The sequence below is a fragment of the Bacillus sp. OV322 genome (genome assembly GCF_900112495.1).
In the GTDB taxonomy this organism is placed as follows: Bacteria; Bacillota; Bacilli; order Bacillales; family DSM-1321; genus Peribacillus.
The window spans coordinates 129,977-150,407 of record NZ_FOMA01000001.1; the positions used below are offsets into that span (position 1 = coordinate 129,977).

The 20,431-nt window shown below is 40.2% G+C and carries 18 protein-coding genes and 1 riboswitch; of the genes, 11 read left to right on the plus strand and 7 right to left on the minus strand.

Annotated elements, in window-relative coordinates; all coding sequences use genetic code 11:
- Window positions 1-144: 144 nt before the first annotated feature.
- From BM126_RS00645 to ppsA, 4 genes are all read left to right on the plus strand, one after another.
- Window positions 145-765 (plus strand): rhomboid family intramembrane serine protease, encoded by a 621-nt coding sequence (locus BM126_RS00645; protein WP_090987252.1) that lies wholly within the window; start codon window positions 145-147, stop codon window positions 763-765.
- Window positions 766-1,005: 240 nt separating this feature from the next.
- Window positions 1,006-1,434: a UPF0715 family protein gene (locus BM126_RS23190; RefSeq protein ID WP_090987254.1), complete on the plus strand. Its 429-nt coding sequence runs from the start codon at window positions 1,006-1,008 to the stop codon at window positions 1,432-1,434.
- A gap of 584 nt (window positions 1,435-2,018) precedes the next feature.
- Window positions 2,019-2,441, plus strand: coding sequence for a transporter (locus BM126_RS00655; RefSeq protein ID WP_090987256.1), 423 nt, complete (start codon window positions 2,019-2,021; stop codon window positions 2,439-2,441).
- 516 nt (window positions 2,442-2,957) lie between these two features.
- Window positions 2,958-5,558 (plus strand): phosphoenolpyruvate synthase, encoded by a 2,601-nt coding sequence (gene ppsA, locus BM126_RS00660; protein ID WP_090987258.1) that lies wholly within the window; start codon window positions 2,958-2,960, stop codon window positions 5,556-5,558.
- Between the two features lie 269 nt (window positions 5,559-5,827).
- Here the strand turns inward: ppsA and metC are convergent, their stop codons facing one another.
- Window positions 5,828-7,018, minus strand: coding sequence for a cystathionine beta-lyase (gene metC / locus BM126_RS00665; RefSeq protein WP_090987260.1), 1,191 nt, complete (start codon window positions 7,016-7,018; stop codon window positions 5,828-5,830).
- A complete protein-coding gene (locus tag BM126_RS00670) occupies window positions 7,015-8,127 on the minus strand; it encodes a methionine biosynthesis PLP-dependent protein (RefSeq protein ID WP_090987262.1) in 1,113 nt (370 codons plus the stop codon). Before BM126_RS00670 ends, metC begins: the two co-directional genes overlap by 4 nt.
- Window positions 8,128-8,210: 83 nt before the next feature.
- Window positions 8,211-8,325: riboswitch (SAM riboswitch) on the minus strand.
- A 171-nt stretch (window positions 8,326-8,496) separates the two neighbouring features.
- Here BM126_RS00670 and BM126_RS00675 point away from each other — a divergent pair.
- The 4 genes from BM126_RS00675 (at window position 8,497) to BM126_RS00690 (ending at window position 13,238) form a co-directional block, all read left to right on the plus strand.
- On the plus strand, window positions 8,497-9,648 hold the full coding sequence (locus tag BM126_RS00675) for a glycerate kinase family protein (RefSeq protein WP_090987264.1): 1,152 nt from the start codon (window positions 8,497-8,499) through the stop codon (window positions 9,646-9,648).
- A gap of 361 nt (window positions 9,649-10,009) precedes the next feature.
- On the plus strand, window positions 10,010-11,398 hold the full coding sequence (gene fumC / locus BM126_RS00680) for a class II fumarate hydratase (RefSeq protein WP_090987266.1): 1,389 nt from the start codon (window positions 10,010-10,012) through the stop codon (window positions 11,396-11,398).
- A 329-nt stretch (window positions 11,399-11,727) separates the two neighbouring features.
- Window positions 11,728-11,970, plus strand: coding sequence for a hypothetical protein (locus BM126_RS00685; protein WP_090987267.1), 243 nt, complete (start codon window positions 11,728-11,730; stop codon window positions 11,968-11,970).
- A gap of 311 nt (window positions 11,971-12,281) precedes the next feature.
- Window positions 12,282-13,238 (plus strand): hypothetical protein, encoded by a 957-nt coding sequence (locus BM126_RS00690; protein WP_090987269.1) that lies wholly within the window; start codon window positions 12,282-12,284, stop codon window positions 13,236-13,238.
- 57 nt (window positions 13,239-13,295) lie between these two features.
- Here BM126_RS00690 and BM126_RS00695 read toward each other — a convergent pair whose 3' ends face one another.
- The 3 genes from BM126_RS00695 to BM126_RS00705 all read right to left on the minus strand — a co-directional run bounded on the left by BM126_RS00695 (window position 13,296) and on the right by BM126_RS00705 (window position 16,380).
- Complete coding sequence (locus BM126_RS00695; RefSeq protein WP_256212932.1) at window positions 13,296-13,997, minus strand: CPBP family intramembrane glutamic endopeptidase; 702 nt, start codon at window positions 13,995-13,997, stop codon at window positions 13,296-13,298.
- Window positions 13,998-14,253: 256 nt separating this feature from the next.
- Window positions 14,254-15,363 carry an ABC transporter ATP-binding protein gene (locus BM126_RS00700; RefSeq protein ID WP_090987273.1) on the minus strand — a complete coding sequence of 370 codons (1,110 nt, stop codon included), beginning with the start codon at window positions 15,361-15,363 and terminating at the stop codon, window positions 14,254-14,256.
- Window positions 15,364-15,486: 123 nt separating this feature from the next.
- Window positions 15,487-16,380 carry a PucR family transcriptional regulator gene (locus BM126_RS00705; protein ID WP_090987274.1) on the minus strand — a complete coding sequence of 298 codons (894 nt, stop codon included), beginning with the start codon at window positions 16,378-16,380 and terminating at the stop codon, window positions 15,487-15,489.
- 189 nt (window positions 16,381-16,569) lie between these two features.
- Here BM126_RS00705 and BM126_RS00710 point away from each other — a divergent pair, with 189 nt between their 5' ends.
- The 3 genes from BM126_RS00710 (at window position 16,570) to BM126_RS00720 (ending at window position 19,758) form a co-directional block, all read left to right on the plus strand.
- The gene (locus BM126_RS00710) at window positions 16,570-17,310 is read left to right on the plus strand and encodes an SDR family oxidoreductase (protein ID WP_090987276.1); all 741 of its coding nucleotides are present in this window, start codon (window positions 16,570-16,572) and stop codon (window positions 17,308-17,310) included.
- 48 nt (window positions 17,311-17,358) lie between these two features.
- On the plus strand, window positions 17,359-18,822 hold the full coding sequence (locus BM126_RS00715) for an aldehyde dehydrogenase family protein (RefSeq protein WP_090987278.1): 1,464 nt from the start codon (window positions 17,359-17,361) through the stop codon (window positions 18,820-18,822).
- Window positions 18,823-18,945: 123 nt separating this feature from the next.
- On the plus strand, window positions 18,946-19,758 hold the full coding sequence (locus BM126_RS00720) for an MBL fold metallo-hydrolase (protein ID WP_090987280.1): 813 nt from the start codon (window positions 18,946-18,948) through the stop codon (window positions 19,756-19,758).
- Window positions 19,759-19,896: 138 nt separating this feature from the next.
- Here the strand turns inward: BM126_RS00720 and BM126_RS22665 are convergent, their stop codons facing one another.
- The gene (locus tag BM126_RS22665; RefSeq protein WP_256212933.1) at window positions 19,897-20,046 is read right to left on the minus strand and encodes a hypothetical protein; all 150 of its coding nucleotides are present in this window, start codon (window positions 20,044-20,046) and stop codon (window positions 19,897-19,899) included.
- A gap of 138 nt (window positions 20,047-20,184) precedes the next feature.
- Window positions 20,185-20,397, minus strand: a complete 213-nt coding sequence (locus tag BM126_RS00725; protein WP_090987282.1) for a YheE family protein — start codon at window positions 20,395-20,397, stop codon at window positions 20,185-20,187.
- Between the last annotated feature and the right edge of the window lie 34 nt (window positions 20,398-20,431).

The window sequence follows — 20,431 nt, forward strand, 5'->3', positions numbered from 1 at the left end:
GCCGAAGCTCATTTCAAAGAAAAAGTCCTCTATTTTGAAAATGGAGGACTTTTTTTGCTGGAATTTATTAATTTCTTCAATTTAGAAGGGATGGCGGGTGTTAAGGCAGAACAAGAATGTAAAACAGTTTGTAGGAGGGAATAGATGATACTGAGCAGAAATGAAACCTTTAAGGAATATATTTCTTTATATCCTGTCACATGCCTGATTGTTGCAGCAAATACGCTGGTTATGATCTTTTCTCTAAGTGCTGATGGCGGATTAACTCAAAGGGGGGGAATCAGCCAATCTGCCTTTGTAGAGGGTGAGTATTATCGTTTAGTGACGTATTCTTTCATACATAATGGCTTTTCACACTATTTTATGAATATGACGGCGACCATACTTTTGGCGCCGCCGATAGAAAGGATACTGGGCAAAGCAAGGTATTTTCTGCTGTTTGCCTTATCCGTTATACTATCAGGTCTGGCAATTGTCCTGCTGGCTTTTAACGTGAATTTAATGAACGCAGGTGAGTCAGGGTTCGGTTATGCCCTTTTGGGATATTATTTATATCTCATTTTGTTTGATAAAAGAAAAATAGATCCCGGTTCAGCTAAGGCAATCATGGTGCTGATTGCAGCTGGATGGATTACAACTTTTATATTTAGCAATATCAGTATTTTGGGGCATGCAGGCGGCTTTGTTTCTGGTTTTCTATTAGCGCCTGTTCTGCAATATACACAGAAAAATGGAAAACACCCTTTTAAAAGGCTGTTTACGTAAACCTTCCTGCTGTGGAACAAGGTGGCGACTTCTGTTCAGGGATGGGGGGCTGCATTAAGCTTTTTCTGCTGCACCTGCAGGTCTAGGGCCACCCTCCAATTCAGTATAATAACTGGATTTTTACCCAGAACACAGTTCTCGGTTGGAACCTATGTACCAATTCTTTCACCGGACAGTTTATCATTGGTTGAATTATGTTAAAATGTAAAAAAATACATAATTCTGGAAGGCTGAATATCATTGAAGATATGGAGATTAAGCGAAATAGCATCTGATATTAGTGACACAATACCGTATTACTTTTTATGTTTATCGTTCTCTAGTATCTCTTTTTCTGTTGCTATGATTATTTTAATTAGAGAACCATCTTGGCTGCGGCCAATGCCTATTGCTATTTATTCTTTTTATGTTTTTTTATCGTATTTGCTTTTTGCAGTGCCGCTGCAGGCTTTTTTCAATAAACACCCCAAAAAGTTCAGCTTTTTGTACTTATTATTTTATATTCTTTTTTCTTTTATTGCCTTGTTCATAGTTTATATATTAATAAATTTAGACTTTACTATGAATGTAGTAAAAATGGCAAAGTACTATGAATTCAGCCTTGCCGCAGCGGTTATTTATTGGATCTGGGACTCCGTTTTTTTACAAAAGAAAATTAATGATTATTGAATTATAGACAGCTCAATAACGCAGGGCTGTTTAGGCACTTTTTACTCCATTATATGTACATATTAAATGAAAGTAGTTCCCTTCAAATACAGTACAACATCCTAGCTTCCATGGTACATTGGACAGCATTGCAGGAAGAGGACTGCACCTGCTAAATGAAATCATTAAAAGCCTATCAAAGGTTGTTCTAAAGACTGCTAAGGTAACCAGGGATTTTGAAAACTACTAAAACGAGAAAGAACAAAAAGAAAAAGGATTGAGTGTTTTCTCTATCCTTTTAAGTTATAAAAAAATAAAACTAATAGAGAAGACAATAAAAAAATGAAAAAAAGTAAATGAGTAATTTCCTATTCCCCTCTATATATTGAGTATGTAAACTAACGAATCGTTAATCCAGGTGGAATTAACGCTTTTTTTTGGATTATCAAAAAAAATACTGCCGTAAACAAGATTTAATTTCAAAATAAAACACTATTCGAAATCAAATGAGCAGTAATTTAGAAAGCGAACAAGCTTCACAAAAGAACAGTACAACATACTAATACTTTAGAGATAATTAAAGGATAAGGTGATGATCTTTTTAAATGTATAATCCGACAGTTTACTCCTTTATAGACTATGATCAGCAATTGGTGCGTCAATTTCCAAGTTTACAAATGCCATCCTTTCCTGCACAATCAGGTTTCCCGGGTTTCCCAGGACCTGATTTTACGGGACCATCAGGTTTCCCGGGTCTACCCGGATCCCAAACTCAACAAGCTCCAACTGCTCCTCCTCCAGCATTTATTCCACAACAAGCAGCAGCTGCGCCATTTGCTGTTGACCCAGGGGCAATTAGATTGTGTATGTTTCGTAATACTTTTATATGGCTCAATAATGGAGATGGGTTTTGGTTTTATCCCATTTTCGTAGGTCCAAGATCTGTTGCTGGTTTTAGATGGAATGGCAGGTTTTGGACGATTTTTGGTATTGATACAAGGAGAATAGTTTCGTTTACTTGTTCATAGGAATATTGTTTTCGTGGGTGATACTTATAAAGGGTATCGCCTTTTGTTGTTGGATTACTAAGCAGATTTGTGAAGAATTATACGTATAGTCGTTCTTCTTATTTATAGAGGGATGCAGCCAAGTGAAAGCGGGGATCAAGCCTTTTTAGACAGAGATAAGCCTTTTGAATTTCAGACATAACAAGCTGGATTTAGATTTCTTTGTTTTCTCTCTAGAGAGGAATAGAAAAAAAGACTTGCATTCGACCAGCTGTAATACTTGAATTCCAGGACATTACCATACACCAAATATTTAATGTCTCGAAGGGAATCATTTTAACTTTATGGACCAAAGGTAAATAGCACCTTCGAGGGGACATACCGCGGGCTTCATAAGGTTACTTTATTGTAAAAACCTACACTCTCCCTAATTTAATTATAGCATATAAAAAATGGCAAAAATAGACTTTTTGTTCTCGTTTACAACTGCTAAAATGCAATAGAACTTTACTGAAATTTCTTGGGGAGGGAAATAGTATGAATTCTTTAGTTCTCGGTTTTCAGGAAATGGAAAAATTGCAGCTTATGCTCATTGGAGGAAAAGGGCTAAATCTAGGAGAATTGTCAAAAATTCAAGGAATACAAGTACCCGAAGGATTTTGCGTTACAACGGCTGGATATCAAATAGCCATTGAACAAAACAAAACATATCAAACATTGTTGGATCAACTAACAATGCTTAAGGTAGAGGATCGGGATCAAATTGATGAAATCAGCAGGAAGCTTCGGCAAATCCTGATAGAAGCAGAAATTCCTTCCGATGTTGATAGTGCAGTTACTAACTATCTTTTGAAATTTGGTGAAAAACATGCTTATGCAGTGCGTTCTAGTGCGACTGCTGAGGATTTGCCATATGCCTCATTTGCTGGTCAACATGATACCTATTTAAATATCATTGGAAAAGAAGCAATCATGCGGCATATTAAAAAATGCTGGGCTTCTCTATTTACGGAACGGGCGGTAATATACCGTATACAAAATAAAATTGACCACAGACAAGTTTATTTATCCGTAATCGTTCAAAAGATGGTTTTCCCCGAGGCTTCAGGGGTTTTATTTACTGCTGATCCGATTACTTCTAACCGTAAGCTGCTGTCAATTGAAGCCAGTTTTGGACTTGGAGAAGCACTTGTCTCAGGCTTGGCAGCTTCCGATTGCTACAAGGTACGTGATCAGAATATCGTTGAAATGAGGATAGCAACAAAAAAATTGGCTGTCTATGAGCGAAAAGAAGGCGGAACAGAAAGAAAGTTAATCAGCATTGACCAGCAAAAGACACAAGCACTTACTGAACAGCAAATTTTACAATTGGCACGAATCGGAAGACATATCGAAGGCTATTTTGGCTGTCCGCAAGATATTGAATGGTGTTTGGCTGATCATACATTTTATATTGTCCAGAGCCGTCCAATCACCACACTTTTTCCTGCCCCTGAAGTGAATGACCAAGGAAATCATGTCTATATATCTGTTGGTCATCAACAAATGATGACAGACCCCATAAAACCATTAGGATTGTCTTTTTTTCTGTTAACGACTCCCGCCCCCATGCGTAAAGCAGGCGGAAGGCTTTTTGTTGATGTCACACAACAACTGGCTTCACCTGCCAGCAGAAACATTTTTTTAAATGCTATGGGGCAACACGATCCGCTCATGAAGGATGCAATTATGAACATCATTGATCGGGGTGACTTCATCAAATCGCTGCCAAATGATCATATACCACCAAGTCCCCGCAGAGGAAATACAGATATGCCGGCAAACGTCGAACATAATCCATCTATTGTTTCTGAATTGATTGAGCGCAGTCAAATATCGATTAAAGAGTTAAAACAAAAAATTAATTACAAATCAGGATTAGATTTATTTGAATTCATCCTGGAAGATATCCAAGAATTAAAGAGAATTTTATTTGACCCGCAAAGTTCTGCTGTATTTATGGCTGCTATAAATGCTACAACCTGGATTAATGAAAAAATGAATGAGTGGTTAGGTGAAAAAAATGCAGCAGACACGCTTTCTCAATCTGTACCGAACAATATTACTTCAGAAATGGGTCTTGCACTCTTGGACGTTGCAGATATAATTCGTCCTTATCCGGAAGTAATTGAATATTTACATCAAGTAAATGATGATCACTTTTTGGATGAACTGGTAAAGTTTGATGGCGGTAAGGAAGCTAGAGAGGCTTTTAATGCTTTTCTCAGCAAATATGGAATGCGGTGTGCCGGAGAAATCGATATCACAAAAAACCGCTGGAGTGAAAAGCCAGTTACCCTTGTCCCTATGATTCTCAGTAACATCAAAAACTTTGAACCTAATGCCGGAAAGTGCAAATTCGAGCAAGGCCGGCATGCTGCTTTGAAAAAAGAACAAGAGTTATTAGAACGTTTGAACCAATTAACCGATGGTGAACAAAAAGCCAAAGAAGCAAAGCGAATGATCAGGCTTATCCGGAATTTCATCGGGTATCGTGAATATCCCAAATACGGCATGATTAACCGCTACTTCGTTTATAAGCAGGCTTTACTGAAAGAAGCTGAACAACTGGTGCAATCGGGCGTTATTCATGAAAAAGAAGATATATATTATCTCACATTTGAAGAATTCAGCGAAGCCGTACGCACAAAAAAGCTGGACCGCCAGAAAATCATAAAGCGGAAAGATGATTATAAATTATATGAAAAACTGACTCCTCCGCGTGTTATTACATCGGATGGTGAAATTATTACAGGTAAGTATCAAAGAGAAAACCTTCCAGCCGAAGCGATTGCAGGTTTGCCTGTTTCTTCCGGAGTGGTAGAGGGAAGGGCGCGTGTCATCTTAAACATGGAAGATGCTGATCTTGAAGAAGGAGATATATTAGTTACCGCCTTTACTGACCCCAGCTGGACACCATTGTTTGTATCCATAAGAGGCTTAGTCACTGAAGTGGGCGGATTGATGACACATGGAGCAGTGATCGCACGTGAATATGGCCTGCCAGCAGTGGTAGGAGTGGAAAATGCTACTAAACTGATTAAAGATGGACAACGAATCCGCGTTCATGGAACAGAAGGGTTTATTGAACGATTGTAATCGCTGAATACGTGAAATTGCACCTTTGCGCTGCTTTTAAAAGGAGACTTTTTAACAGTTTGTTAGTCCTCATGGAGGAATGTTAGAATGTCCATTTTGAATTCCAAAATATAGGGGAGCGAATTTTATATAATTTTAGAATGCTGGAAGTTCATTTATTGGATACGATTGTTCAGAGATGTATGGCTGCCTTATGCAGCCTTTTTTTGTACAAAAAGCCCTCATAAAAGAATACTGCATATGCTGCAGTATTCTAGGTCCTGTTATATTCAGCCTTCAATAACAGCTGTCTGTAAATACTCCTTTTCGCTTTGCTGCAGGGCTAAAGTGAAATCGCAGATTAAATCATCACAGTTTTCAAGTCCCAGGGATAACCGCAAAAGGCTTTTTGAGATTCCGCGCCTTTCTCTTTCCTCATCAGGCATTGCTGCGTGTGACATTTTTGCAGGATAGGAAAGGATGGTTTCAACAGCTCCAAGGCTTACAGCAAAAACGGGCAGCTGGAGCTGATTGACGAAGGAACGAAGCAGGCTTTCATTTTGCAGTTCGAATGATAACACGGCTCCTGCTCCCCTGGCCTGTTCGCTTTGAATTTTGTACTGAGGATGATCCGGGAGGCCTGGGTAATGGACAGCTTTAACAGAAGGCAGAGAAGTTAGAAATTCAGCCATTTTGTGTGCGGACTTCATGGAATGCGCCATTCTTACATGGAGGGTTTTGATTCCCCTCATGACCAGCCATGCATCCTGGACACCCAGAATTGCTCCAAATGAATTCTGCAAAAATGAAAGCTTTTCACCTATTTCCGGGTCTTTGACGGCCGCAAGTCCTGCAACAACATCGCTATGGCCTGAAAGAAACTTCGTTGCACTATGGAGAACAATATCAGCACCAAGTGAAAGAGGCTTTTGCAGAGCTGGAGTTAAAAATGTATTATCCACATATGTTAAGGCGCCAATTTCCCTGGCAATGGCACTGATTTCCCTTATATCGCTGACCTTAAGCAAAGGATTAGAAGGTGTTTCAATATAAAAAGCCCTTGTATTATGCTGGATTGCAGATCTGATGCTTTCAAGATTCGTCATATCGGCAAAAGTGTGCTGGATTCCAAACCGGTTCAAAACGTTTGTCACCATCCGGTAGGTCCCGCCGTATACATCTTCTGAAATGATGACATGGTCTCCTGAAGATAATAAAAGAAACGCAGTTGAAATGGCCGCCATTCCGGATGAGAAAGCAAAGCCTCTGGTTCCTTCCTCTAATTCAGCAATAATCTCTTCAAGTGCCTCCCGTGTCGGATTCAGGCTTCTGCTGTAATCATATTTGCCGAATTGATCAATATCGAATTGATGATAAGTTGAGGCATGCTGAATCGGAACACAGACTGCACCTGTTGCCGGATCAATTTTATGACGATTATGAATCAAAGAAGTTTCAAAAGCAAAATTTTCAGATGTCATAATAGGGCCTCCTGTTTTACATAGTTTAAAGAGTAATCCAAATCACTTATTAAATCGCTGGGATCTTCTATTCCGACTGAAAAACGCAATAACCTATTACAAACCCCATTCGCTGTTCTAATTTCTTCTGGAATGTCTGCATGGGTTTGTGTTGCAGGATACGTTATAAAGCTCTCAACTCCGCCGAGGCTCTCTGCAAAAGAGATAAGGGAAAGTCCTTTTAAGAAAGGATTGATCCATGACTCATCATTTAACCTGAAAGAAAGCATACCGCCTCTGCCGGGATAAAGGACCTCTGAAACGGACTCGTGATTGGACAGATATTCAGCAAGGATTTTTGCATTGGATTCATGGCGGGCCATCCGAAGAGACAGTGTTTTCATGCCTCTCATTAAAAGCCAGGAATCAAATGGGCTCAGCACAGCTCCTGCCCCATTATGATGAAGGGCGAGAGAATTGCAAAGATCTCTGCCTTTAGCAACGATCAGTCCTGCCAGCACGTCGTTGTGTCCGCCAAGATATTTTGTAGCGCTATGGATGACGATATGAGCTCCAAGCGGGATAGGTTTTTGGATCAGCGGTGTATAAAAGGTATTGTCGACGATTAAAAGCAAACCGTGCTGTTTCGCCAGCTGGCCGATAGCTTCAATATCCGCTGTTTCCATTAGAGGATTAGTGGGCGATTCTATAAAAATGGCTTTAGTCTTTGGTGTAATTGAATGTTCAATGCTCTGCAGACAGCTTGTATCTTTGTATTTACAGACTAACCCCCATTTTTTGAACCCCTGTTCCAATAATCGATATGTTCCTCCATATAAATCCTTAGATAAAATCCACTCATCCCCGGATTGGAATAATGACAATACCGTCAATATTGCTGCCATGCCTGAACTGCATGCAAAGCCTTGATCGCCGTCTTCAAGTTCAGCTATGGTCTTTTCTAGAATCTGCCTAGTGGGATTTCCGGTACGGGAATAATCGAATCCAGTGGACTGCCCAATTCCTTCATGGCGGTAAGCTGTTGAAAGGTAAATGGGAGCATTCACAGTTCCTGTTTCTTTTTCGCTTCGATTTCCGATCTGTGCCAGATATGTGTCAATATTGTACATAAGTTCACCACTCCTTAAGCTGAATAAAAATAAAAAAGCCTTCTTAAAGAAGAAGACTTTTAACAGTACATGGAAAGCCATTCTTCTTATCTTTCAAGTTATTAAAACTTGATGGAGTTAGCACCTTTTCATTGTTCCGGACAATGAAGGTTGCTGAGGCATCAACGGGCCAATTCCCTAAACCTCTCTTGATAAGAAATAAATTCTAATTATTCTATTAGTTTAGAATTTACTACACAAATGAAGTAGTGTCAACTAATATTGATAGTATATATTGCCTGTAATATAGTAAAGCGAATTCAGGCACTAATGCGGATTTTAAGTTTAACAGAAGGATGCAGATAGAAAGATTGAAAGGAGCGGGTTTTATTGAAAATTGTCATTGCCCCTGATTCATTCAAGGAAAGCATGACTGCAATGCAGGCGGCAGACTCTATTGAAAAGGGGTTCCGCCGCGTTTTTAGATCTGCTGAAATTATTAAGGTCCCATTAGCAGATGGCGGGGAAGGGACGGTACAGGCACTTGTCAATGCAACAGGAGGGAACATTATTGAAAAAGAGGTCACCGGGCCGCTAGGTGAAAGGGTGAATGCCAAATTCGGGATTTCCGGAAATGGAGAAAAAGCAGTAATCGAAATGGCTGCAGCTTCAGGCATCCATCTTGTTCCTTATGAAAAAAGAAACCCGCTGTATACGACCACCAGAGGTACTGGTGAATTGATACTGGCTGCCCTGGACGCGGGAGTAAAGCATATCATTCTTGGCATTGGCGGAAGTGCCACGAATGATGGCGGGGCAGGGATGGCAAAAGCGCTTGGAATAAAGCTTATGGATGAGAGGGGCAGGGAAATTGGAGACGGAGGTGGAGCTCTCGGAAAGCTTTGCTCCATTGATTTAAGCAATGCAGATCCAAGATTGCAGCATATCAAGGTGGAAGCGGCATGTGATGTAGACATTCCCTTAACAGGAGAAAAAGGTGCTTCTGCAATTTTTGGACCGCAAAAAGGGGCAGATCGGGAAATGGTTTCCCTTCTTGATAAAAATCTAGAAAGATATGCTGCGGTCATTGAAAAGGAGCTTGGAAAAAAGGTAAAGGATGTGCCTGGTTCCGGTGCAGCCGGAGGCCTTGGAGCAGGATTGCTTGCCTTTTTGCCTGCTGAGCTTAAAAGAGGCAGTAAAATCATAATAGAAGCGGTCAATCTGATGGAACACATAAGAGATGCTTCAATCCTTATAACAGGTGAAGGCAAGATTGACAATCAAACCCTGCTCGGAAAAACACCAATCGGTGCAGCTCGTCTTGCCAGAACTTTTAACGTTCCTGTGATTGCAATTGCCGGCAATGTTTCATTTAGCAGCGAGGAGTTTACTCAGCATGGAATAAATGCCGTTTTCAGTATAGTTCCGGGAATTATCAGCAGAGAAGATGCCTTTATAAAGGCAGAGAGGCATCTTGAAGAAACTGCAGCCAATATTGCAGCAGTGTTAAAAATGTCAGAAGCATGCAGCCGGTTTAACTAATGATGTTTTTTATAGGCTCTTTTTTTAGAGATTGATGTTTTTTAATAAGTTTTGCAAGGCTATCCTATTGTTAAGCCAGGCTGATTAGAGTGTAAGGTGCGAGACTCCTGCTTAGATTAGCGGGATAGGTGAGATCCCGTCAAAGCGAGCATCCTTGAGCGGAAATCAACCATCTTGTTCCATAGCAGCAAAGTTTACGAAAAAAGCCTTTTTATACAATAATGGAAGTGAGAAGACAGGGTGTAGCTTTGAAATGTAAAATACATGTTCGTTTATGCTTATTTTTGGGAAAATAAGTAGAGTAACTTTTTTTGGCAGGATATATATAAATTATTTAACAGTGGAGACGGGAGGAAGTTCTATGAAGTTCAGAACAGAGAAAGACACTATGGGTGAAGTACAGGTTCCTTATGATAAATATTGGGGAGCACAGACTGAAAGAAGCAGAAATAATTTCAAAATCGGGAATGAAAGAATGCCGATAGAGCTCATCCAGGCTTTTGCATATGTAAAACAAGCCTCAGCTAAGGTCAATCATGAGCTGGGAGATTTATCGCAGGCAAAAATGAAAGCGATTGTAAAAGTCAGCGGTGAAATTCTAGAGGGAGCACTTGATGACCACTTTCCCCTTGTTGTCTGGCAGACTGGAAGCGGCACTCAAAGCAATATGAATGTGAATGAAGTAATTGCTAACAAAGGGAATGAGTGGCTGCGGGAAAACGGCGGAAATGAGCAGGAAATCCTGCATCCTAATGACGATGTCAACAAGGCTCAAAGCTCCAATGACTCATTTCCAGCGGCGATGCATATAGCGGCATACCTGGCAGTTGCAGACATCCTGCTGCCGTCTATTTCTGCATTAAGAGATACTTTGCTTGAAAAGGAAAAGGAGTTCATGAATATTGTAAAAATCGGCCGCACCCATTTGCAGGATGCTACACCGCTCACACTAGGGCAGGAAATCAGCGGATGGAGGGCAATGCTTGATAAAGATCTTCAAATGATTGAAGAAAGCAGCAAGCATTTAAAAAGCCTTGCACTTGGAGGAACAGCGGTAGGCACCGGAATTAATACAAAACCGGCATTCGGCCATATGGCCGCAGAACAAATAAGCAAGGATACCGGACATTCATTCCATACATCACCGAACAAGTTTCATGCGCTTACCAGCCATAATGAAATTGTGCACGTGCATGGTGCTATGAAAGCTCTTGCTGCAGATTTGATGAAAATTGCCAATGATGTCAGATGGCTTGCAAGCGGACCCAGAAGCGGTATAGGCGAGCTCTCTATTCCGGCAAATGAACCTGGAAGCTCAATCATGCCTGGTAAAGTAAATCCCACACAATGTGAAGCATTGACGATGATTTCCGTTCAGGTATTCGGAAATGACTCCACTATTGCTTTCGCAGCCAGCCAGGGGAATTTTGAGCTAAATGTATTTAAGCCTGTTATCATTTATAACTTCCTGCAGTCTGTAAAGCTTTTGAGTGAAGGAATACAATCATTTAATGAGCATACTGCAAAAGGAATCATGGCAAACACTGAAAAAATCAAGGAAAATGTTGAGCGCTCTCTAATGCTTGTGACTGCCCTAAATCCGCATATCGGCTATGAAAAAGCAGCAGAAATTGCAAAACTGGCCTTCAGCGAACACACAACCCTAAAAGAAGCCGCCCTAAAACTCGGATACCTGACACCCGATGAATTCGAAAAATGGGTGAACCCGGAAAAAATGGTTAACCTATAAAAAAAGCGGAAGCGACTGTTTAGCTCGTGAAGCAAATAGGGTTTGATCCTCAGAAGGCGTTCTTTGTCTTCAGAGGATCAAACATCTTTTGCACAGCGAGCTAGGAGCTGAAGCTGGATTGGAAAAAAGCGGAAGCGACTGTTTATAGGATCAAAGACTAAGAACGCCGCGTCCTGCGGCAACGTCTTTGTGACCCCCGTCCTGGGGGCCAAAGCAAATAGGGTTTGATCCTCAGAAGGCGTTCTTTGCCTTCAATTCTTGGGTGGCTTATGACCTCGAGGGGCTAGGAGCTGAAGCTGGATTAAAAAAGCGGAAGGCGGTGAAGCAGCATGGATGTATGTCCGCTTTGCAACGGATTAAGGGGTCTTAGTGCATCCTGTCCAAGCTGTACAGCAAAAATGGAGGATAAGGGAAAGGTCATGGATTATTATGACGAATATAGCGCGTATATGGATACAGATACATTAAAACAAATTGATGGTTTTCCCCGTTCATTTCAACAGGGGAAATGCCCTCATTTAATAAACTGTCCAACCTGCGGGCATGATGAAATTATCCTGGTTCAAGAGTAAATAAAAGGCGAGTACAGTATTTGTAACGGGTTCTCTTTTGGAGTACAAAATCAAAAATAACATCACATATAGGGTACAAAATCGCATATGATTTTGTACCCTTATTTTTGTTGTTCATGAACATTAATAGTGTTTTAGCAAATGAATTCGCATATAAAACCGCAAGTTGATTAATATTCTCCAACGAAACTTGATAAAAGATGAACAATTTATCGAGTGGATTAAGTCCAAACAGAGTAATAAACGTATGCTCAAAACCATCGGAATAGAGGAATAGGTTGGAGGTGTATTTATGTCCAAATTAAAAGATATTGGAATATGACCTTAAACCAAAAGAGAACACATTATGGTACAGGGATGACCATGTAGATTCATTTTGTCGTAAGAATGACCGATTACGTTTTTCAAATTATCCAATCGAACCTACTAAAGAAGACGACCAAGATTATGCCAGTTATAGCAATGAATTATTAAAGGTAAGAGAACGTGAAAATTTTGCTGATGGACTGCATGTAAAATCACAGTATACTTCTATCGCCCATTTTTGGTTGATTCAACAAATGATAAATGCAAAGGAATGGCGTTTTGTTACTGATGAAGACCATTCACTTATGAATGGTATGTATCGAGTTTTTTTAAAAGATTTTCGTTTGTATAATGCCCATCATTTTGTTTGCAAAATGGACAAAACTAAATCAAGAAAACAGACATATGAAGAACATAAAGAGGCAAAGAAGATCTTAAAAGATTGGGGAGATGCTAAAGGAATCCACTCTTCATTGTACGGAATAGCCAGAGTCAATTTAACTGAAAGACTAAAGACTCACCGTTTTTGTGAGGAAATTATTCTTCCAGATAAACGAGCAATGGTTTGGCTCAATAACCCCATACAACATCCGCTACCGCCAATTGATAAAGGGGATGTGACGATTGACTGTAGAACTGATGTAAGTGCATTTGAAAATGATGAATTAGCAGATATGATACTTTCAGTAAATGACCATGCGACTAACAGTTTTATTCAACAAATAAGAAGACGTATATCTATTTTGGATCGCTCATTGGTTACAGCAAGAGGTAAAGGGAAAAGTTATATCTACGCCAATTTCAATCCAAAATACGCTCAATATGCTATCACTATCCTACGTACATATTACAATTTTTGTTTGCCATACAAAGGTAGTGATACGAAGATGTTGACTCCAGCTCAACGGATTGGACTAACAGATAAAGTGTTTGATTTAAAAGATATTATTTATATGTCCTAAAAACTATAATTAGCACACAAACCAATTGGTTGAGATGTTCCAAACGGTTTGTGTGTGCTAAATAATATTAACAAACAAATCATAAAATGAATGCAATAATACAACCGACCATAATGAACCTGTCTTTTTATAAACAAATCCAAAGATTAGCCCAAGTAGAAAAATATAAACGTGAGTCCAAAAATGAAAAAATTCTCCGTTATGAATCCAAATCGGATAGTGTATAAGCAAGAATAAAAATGATGTGATTCCATTTGCTTTCCAAAAAGACATTCGTTTATTAAACTCTTTAAGTAGAAACCCTCTAAACACCATTTCTTCCGTAATTCCAACCACAAGAAACCCATCAAGATAGCTGTCTAATGGCAGTACAAAGTGAAATGATTCTTTATTAACGAGATATATTTCAATAAAAAAACGCAAACCAACGAGTGTAGAAAGAATGATACCCCAGAATAATCCTTTTCTTACATTGATGTTCATATTAAAGTAACTCATAGGGCTTGTATTTAGATAGTATTTTACATAAATCCAAATTGGAACTATCCAGAGCAAGACCTTTACTAATGCTTCCAGTAAGGCATAGGTTGTCTCACCAAATGATTGAAAGAAATTAATTAACCACAACTCTTTTAAAGTCCAAATAAAGTAAAAGAAAAGAAGATATAAGATAAGTGTTTGCATGTTACAAATTATAGTGTTGTTTTCAGTCTTTAAATTTAATTCCATCTCTCCTCCTAATATCGCAGATTTACTCATTTTACATTACTAATTTATTTCCTATTAGAGAAACATCAGTGGTTTCACGTTGTTACTAAATCCCATTATACTAGTATAAAAACATTTGACATACCACTTTTTGGCTTTATATGGGTTAAAAGAAATACAAAAAGCATGGTGAATTCCTTTGCGAATTACCATGCTTTTTTGTATGTTATTTACTGTGCTTTTTTACTTTTTGTACCTTAAAAGAGAACCTGTTACAGTATTTGTGCTCGCCTTTTGTTTTGCTTAATTATTCACCTTTTGCGCGAATGCGGAATTCTGTTTCTTTATCGAAGAAATGAGCTTTGTTCATATCAATTGCCATTCCTAAAGTGTCACCTGGCTTCACGATAGTACGGGCATCTACACGGGCAACAAAGTCCTGGCCGCCAATTGTAGAATAAAGCATAAACTCAGCACCCATTAATTCTGCAACATCGATGTGGGCAGCGATTGTTGTATCAGGAGATGTTTCAAGGAATAATGGTTCATCATGGAAATCTTCAGGACGCACTCCAAGGATGATATCCTTGCCTATATAGCCCTGATCGCGAAGAACCTTCATTTTTCCTTCCGGCACTGCAATGGACTGGCTGCCAATTAGGACTGTACCATCCTGAAGCTGTCCGGATAAGAAGTTCATAGCTGGTGATCCAATGAAACCGCCTACGAAAACATTTTCAGGCTTTTCATAAACTTCCTTAGGGGCACCAACCTGCTGAACGATTCCATCTTTCATAACGACAAGACGTGTTGCCATTGTCATGGCTTCTGTCTGGTCATGTGTTACATAAATGGTAGTTGTATTCAGGCGTTTGTGAAGCTTTGCAATTTCAGCACGCATTTGTACGCGAAGTTTTGCATCCAGGTTGGATAATGGTTCATCCATCAAGAATACCTTAGCGTCACGCACGATTGCGCGCCCAAGAGCAACACGCTGGCGCTGACCGCCTGATAATGCTTTAGGTTTACGGTCAAGATACGGCTCAAGACCAAGGATTTTTGCAGCTTCCTTAACGCGTGTATCTATTTCTGATTTCGGCATTTTTCTCAATTTTAACCCAAATGCCATATTATCATATACAGACATATGCGGATAAAGTGCATAGTTTTGGAAAACCATTGCGATATCACGGTCTTTTGGAGGTACATCATTTACACGCTTGCCGTCGATGAAGAAGTCTCCATCTGAAATTTCTTCCAGGCCGGCAATCATTCTTAGAGTTGTTGATTTCCCGCAGCCTGATGGGCCAACGAAAACGATGAATTCTTTATCTGCAATATTTAAATTGAAATCTTCTACAGCAGTAACTTTATTGTCATAGACTTTATAAATATGATCGAGTACTAACTCTGCCATTTGTAAAAACCTCCATTACAATATGTATTTCATGCTTTTATTGTAGCTTTTGATCCGCAAAAAGAACATGTACACCCTGCACAAAAATGAAAGCGTTTTACTGTGCAGGGTGTACATGCTCCATTATTCTTCCTTTTTTAATAAACACAAATAGGCAGGAAAGGCATGCTGAAAGGTCCTTATGTCGAGTCCTGTCTTTTCTATAAATTTATCAATGCGGTACTGGAGGCTGTTCCGGTGGATATAGAGTTTTTTAGCGGCAAGGCTGGCATTTGAATTGCACTCAATATACGTTTTAACAGTGCCGATCAGCTCTTCATCTTTTCCGGCATCACCGAGCAGCTCCTCACAAAACCAAGTAAATTCTTCAGGAGCGAGTCCATCAAGTACTGCAAAAGGAAACACATCCGGCAATGTGAACATCCGAGTATCAAGAGAATGCTTTTTAGCCAGTTCAAAGCTCTTCTGTTCCATCTGAAAGTGTGTTTGGAGATTTTCATCCATAAGATGATAATGTCCGCTGAAAGCCTGTATTTTCACATAAAAATCACTTTCAAGTGTTTGGACAATGGAAAAAAAGTCAGGATCATCTAAGCTGCTGTCTGATTCGCCCTCAATAATCGCCCCTCTATTTTCATCCTCCCAAACAATCACGGAATCCCCCGAAACAAGAGAAGTGAACGCTTCTTCAAAGTCCAGGTAAGAAAAATCAGAAGTTGGGCTGCTGAAGTGAATAAACCGCACCTTCTTCCAGCTTGTTACAGGCAAACTGCGGTCATTTTGATATAAAAATTCACTCCACTGCCTTTTCATTTCTGATGCGTTTCTGCTTAGGAAAACTTCTTCATTGTGAGGGAATAGAAGCTGAAGGAGGGATGCTTCCGCTGAACTGATTTCCTCTTTAGGAATTCCGATTGTCCCGCTGCTGTCACGGAACCAAAAAAATTCCCCGTCGCTTTGCCGCGGCTCGTTTCCAGAAACCGCGTTTGGATATTTTACCTTCAATTTATCTAACATGAATGATTTCCTTCTTTTCAATTATTTGTTTTGATTATACCGAAATGATTCTCTGATAACTATTATGAGCTTTTTTGCAGGAAAAGGCAGTGCACATTCAAAGCACTCAGATAGTTTAGTGCAGATAGGGAAGGGTAAGTTAGTAAAATGTACATCTACTAAACTATTTAAAAGGGAGTGGTGATTTTCATGGAAAACAGCCAAAAAACAGCCATTATCACTGGAGCAAGCAGCGGGATCGGACAGGCGACAGCCAAAGAATTGGCAAGCAAGGGAATTTCAGTCATGCTTGCTGCACGCCGGGAGGAACGCTTGCAGGAGCTAAAAAGGGAAATCGAAGAAAGCGGAGGAAAAGCGGAATATAAGGTTACGGATGTGACATCCGCAGAAGAAATGGAGGAATTGGCAAAAGCAGCAGCAGAAAAATTCGGAGCCATTCATATTTTAGTGAATAATGCAGGACTAATGCCGCTTTCCTACTTGAATAAAAAGAAGACGGATGAATGGAATAAAATGGTGGACGTTAACATTAAAGGAGTATTGAACGGAATAGCAGCTGTGCTTCCATACATGGAAAAACAGAAACAAGGGCATATCGTAAATATTTCTTCAGTAGCCGGCCATGTGATTTCCCCGGGAAGTGCAGTTTATAGCGGAACAAAATTTGCGGTCCGCGCAATTACTGAAGGACTTAGAAAGGAAATCGATCCTGAGCTGAACATCCGTGCAACAATCATATCGCCGGGAGCTGTGGCTACAGAACTAACCAATACCATTACAGATGAAGATATCCTGAATAAATTCAAAGGGTCCAATATGAAGCCTTTAGACAGCGAGGACATCGCAAGAGCCATTGCATACGCCGTTGAACAGCCGGAACATGTGGATGTTAACGAAATTATCATCCGTCCGACCCAGCAAAAGGGATAATCCATACTCCTTTTGACATTAGCTATATTAGAATGGAGGAATGTTTGCATGAATACAGACTTCACTAAAATTTATATAAATGGCGAGTGGCGCAAGGGAAAAAGCGATAAGGAATTGATTGATAGTAATCCTTTTACAGGTGAAGAGCTGCTTCGCATTCAAGCTGCAAGCAAGGAAGAGCTGGATGAAGCCTATAAATCTGCAGCACAGGCACAGGTTAAATGGGAAAAGGAGCTTCCGCAGGCAAAGCGCGCTGTCATTGAAAAAGCAGCTTCTATCATGGAGGAACAAAAAGAAACCATTATCGATTGGCTGATCAAGGAAGCAGGAAGCACTTTTATAAAAGCTTCTGCCGAATTTCAGGCTTCTGTGAATATACTAAAGGAAGCTGCAACCTTTCCGTTCCGTCTCGAAGGAAAGATTCTTCCGTCGCAGACTCCAGGCAAAGAAAATAGAGTGTACCGCAAACCGCTGGGTGTTATTGGGGTAATTTCTCCTTGGAATTTCCCGCTTCATTTGACCATCCGCTCTGTTGGCGCAGCACTTGCCATCGGAAACGCAGTGGTTGTTAAGCCATCTACAGAGACACCTGTGACAGGCGGCCTGATTTTTGCAAGCATCTTTGAAGCGGCCGGCCTTCCTAAAGGCTTATTAAATATAGTGGCGGGCAAGGGTTCGGAAATTGGCGATGACATGGTAACCAACCCGATTCCGCGCCTTATCTCGTTTACAGGGTCAACCGAAGTGGGCCGGCATATAGCAGAGCTTGCAGGCGGATCCCTGAAAAAAGCAGCACTTGAGCTCGGCGGCAACAATGTCTTCATTGTTAGAGAAGATGCAGATATTGAAAAGGCAGCTGAATCGGCAATCTTCGGCAAATTTTATCATCAGGGACAAATTTGCATGGCGATAAACAGAATTTTTGTTCATCGCAATATCAGCCAGGAATTTACCGATGCCTTTAAAAGGATCACTGAATCGTTAAAGTACGGAAATCCTGAGGAAAAGGACACCAATGTTGGTCCGCTTATCAATGAGAATCAGTCAAAACGGATTCAAGAGGATATTGAAAAAAGCATCAGCCAGGGAGCAAAATTAGTATACGGAGGGAATATTGAAGGAAACGTCCTTCAGCCGGCTATCTTGACAGATGTTACAAATGACATGCCGATTGCTAAGAACGAAATATTCGGACCCGTTGCAGCCATTATTACTTATGATTCTGAAGAAGAGGCTGTGGAAATGGCGAACGCCCATCCTTATGGATTAAGCGGTGCGGTGCATACTTCTGATATCGAAAAAGGAACCCTGCTTGCCCACAATATTGACACAGGGATGATTCATGTGAATGATCAGCCAGTCAATGATGAAGCGATTATGCCATTTGGCGGGGAAAAGAATTCAGGCTTGGGCCGTTTTAACGGTGAATGGGTCCTTGAGGAATTCACTACAGTGAAATGGCTATCTGTTCAGCATCAGCCCCGGTCATACGATCCTTTTATCAAGAAATAAACACAAGGCCCGGGTCACTGACTCCGGGCCATTTCTCTGTCTCTTGACCTATCATTGAATGATTGGCGGGAAGGAGGGTTTTAGGCATGTAAAAGAGAATCAAATAAAGAAAGGAGGGAGAATATGATTGAACTTACATCTGTGCACGATGTGACATGTGCTAAAGGAATTGTTTCTTATGGTGATGTCAAAATGAATATTTATGCCTATTTAATTGATGCGCTCCTGATAGATTCAGGGCCAGCTTCGCTTCTTAAGGATTTCATTCCTTTTTTTGAGAAGGAGGATATTCAGCAAGCGGCAATGACTCATTATCATGAAGACCACACAGGAGGTGGACGCTTTCTTAGTGAAAATAAACATATTCCCGTCTTTATTCATCCTATGTCCATGGAAATTTGCTCAGAGAATGCAGAGTATCTTCCATACCGCCATCAGCTATGGGGAGATAGGGAAGGATTTCAGGCGAAGCCATTGGAAGCAGAGCTGCATTCAGAGAATTACTCCTGGGAGGTTCTCCATACCCCTGGCCATTCGAAGGACCATATGGTCTTTTTGAACCGTGAAAAGGGGATGCTTTTTTCCGGCGACCTATATGTTTCCCCTAAAACAAGGCTTATCCTCAAGGAAGAATCAATTCCTGACATCATTCAGTCCATCAAACATGTGCTGAGATATGACTTTCAGGAAGTATTTTGCGGCCATGCAGGCTATGTCAGACATGGAAAGAAAATGTTTCAGAAGAAACTTGATTATCTCGAAACACTAAAAGGAGACATTCTTTATCATAGCAGCAAAGGGCTTAGTGAAGAAGAAGTCCATTCCCTGCTTTTTTCAAAAAAATATCCTCTTATTGAAATTTCGCAGCATGAATGGGATACCATGCATATTGTTTCTTCTGTTATAAGGGACAAATATACGCAGGTTCCCAAGTAAAAAAAAGAGAGCGGACATTAATGCCGCCTCTCTGATCTGACTTGTGTTTAATTATTCTGCTCTTCGCCGTCGATATCATGTGATTCCTCAATGTTCACTTCATGCTCTGCCTGAAAAACATTTCCTCCAGCAAGACCTTCATTTATAATGCGGTCTATTATCCAAATAGGCTGAATTTTTTCCTTCGTTTGGTGTATCTGGAATAAAAGATGCTTTTTTATCTTTCATGGAAGTACCTCCTGCATTTGTTTTTCTTACTTTGGCTCTGTTAAGCTCTGCTGCTTTCATCTCCGGCAAGGGAGCCTGGCGGGCTCAGATATTCCTGCCTCTATGACGCTGTCCGCTTCAATGAGCAAAGAGCTTTAATAGAACTATTATTTTAAGCAAAATAAAGCAGGATGATGTAAGCGATTCATGTTATATCTGTCATGATTCATAAACATGATATAACATAAGCTCATGAATCAAGGCTGAAATATTCTTTTCCTCTTCTTCATCAGGGTGTGATCCGGTCCATTCAATTCTGCCTTCAGGATGATAAATCCCCTGAAAATGCTGTTTTTTATAATAAAACGAAATCCGCCATCCTGGCAGTTTTTCATCCTCGAATAACGGTTTCCATTGAAAGTGTGTAATCACGGCTAGCCCTCCATTTTTTTCTATTATCACAAGT

Excerpts from the sequence above, each read along its gene's own strand:
- BM126_RS00645 (WP_090987252.1), top strand. The coding sequence starts at position 145 with ATGATACTGAGCAGAAATGAAACCTTTAAGGAATATATTTCTTTATAT.
- BM126_RS00655 (WP_090987256.1), top strand. The coding sequence starts at position 2,019 with ATGTATAATCCGACAGTTTACTCCTTTATAGACTATGATCAGCAATTG.
- ppsA (WP_090987258.1), top strand. The coding sequence starts at position 2,958 with ATGAATTCTTTAGTTCTCGGTTTTCAGGAAATGGAAAAATTGCAGCTT.
- metC (WP_090987260.1), bottom strand. The coding sequence starts at position 7,018 with ATGACATCTGAAAATTTTGCTTTTGAAACTTCTTTGATTCATAATCGT.
- BM126_RS00670 (WP_090987262.1), bottom strand. The coding sequence starts at position 8,127 with ATGTACAATATTGACACATATCTGGCACAGATCGGAAATCGAAGCGAA.
- fumC (WP_090987266.1), top strand. The coding sequence starts at position 10,010 with ATGAAGTTCAGAACAGAGAAAGACACTATGGGTGAAGTACAGGTTCCT.
- BM126_RS00685 (WP_090987267.1), top strand. The coding sequence starts at position 11,728 with ATGGATGTATGTCCGCTTTGCAACGGATTAAGGGGTCTTAGTGCATCC.
- BM126_RS00695 (WP_256212932.1), bottom strand. The coding sequence starts at position 13,997 with ATGAGTAAATCTGCGATATTAGGAGGAGAGATGGAATTAAATTTAAAG.
- BM126_RS00700 (WP_090987273.1), bottom strand. The coding sequence starts at position 15,363 with ATGGCAGAGTTAGTACTCGATCATATTTATAAAGTCTATGACAATAAA.
- BM126_RS00705 (WP_090987274.1), bottom strand. The coding sequence starts at position 16,380 with ATGTTAGATAAATTGAAGGTAAAATATCCAAACGCGGTTTCTGGAAAC.
- BM126_RS00710 (WP_090987276.1), top strand. The coding sequence starts at position 16,570 with ATGGAAAACAGCCAAAAAACAGCCATTATCACTGGAGCAAGCAGCGGG.
- BM126_RS00715 (WP_090987278.1), top strand. The coding sequence starts at position 17,359 with ATGAATACAGACTTCACTAAAATTTATATAAATGGCGAGTGGCGCAAG.
- BM126_RS00720 (WP_090987280.1), top strand. The coding sequence starts at position 18,946 with ATGATTGAACTTACATCTGTGCACGATGTGACATGTGCTAAAGGAATT.
- BM126_RS22665 (WP_256212933.1), bottom strand. The coding sequence starts at position 20,046 with ATGAAAGCAGCAGAGCTTAACAGAGCCAAAGTAAGAAAAACAAATGCA.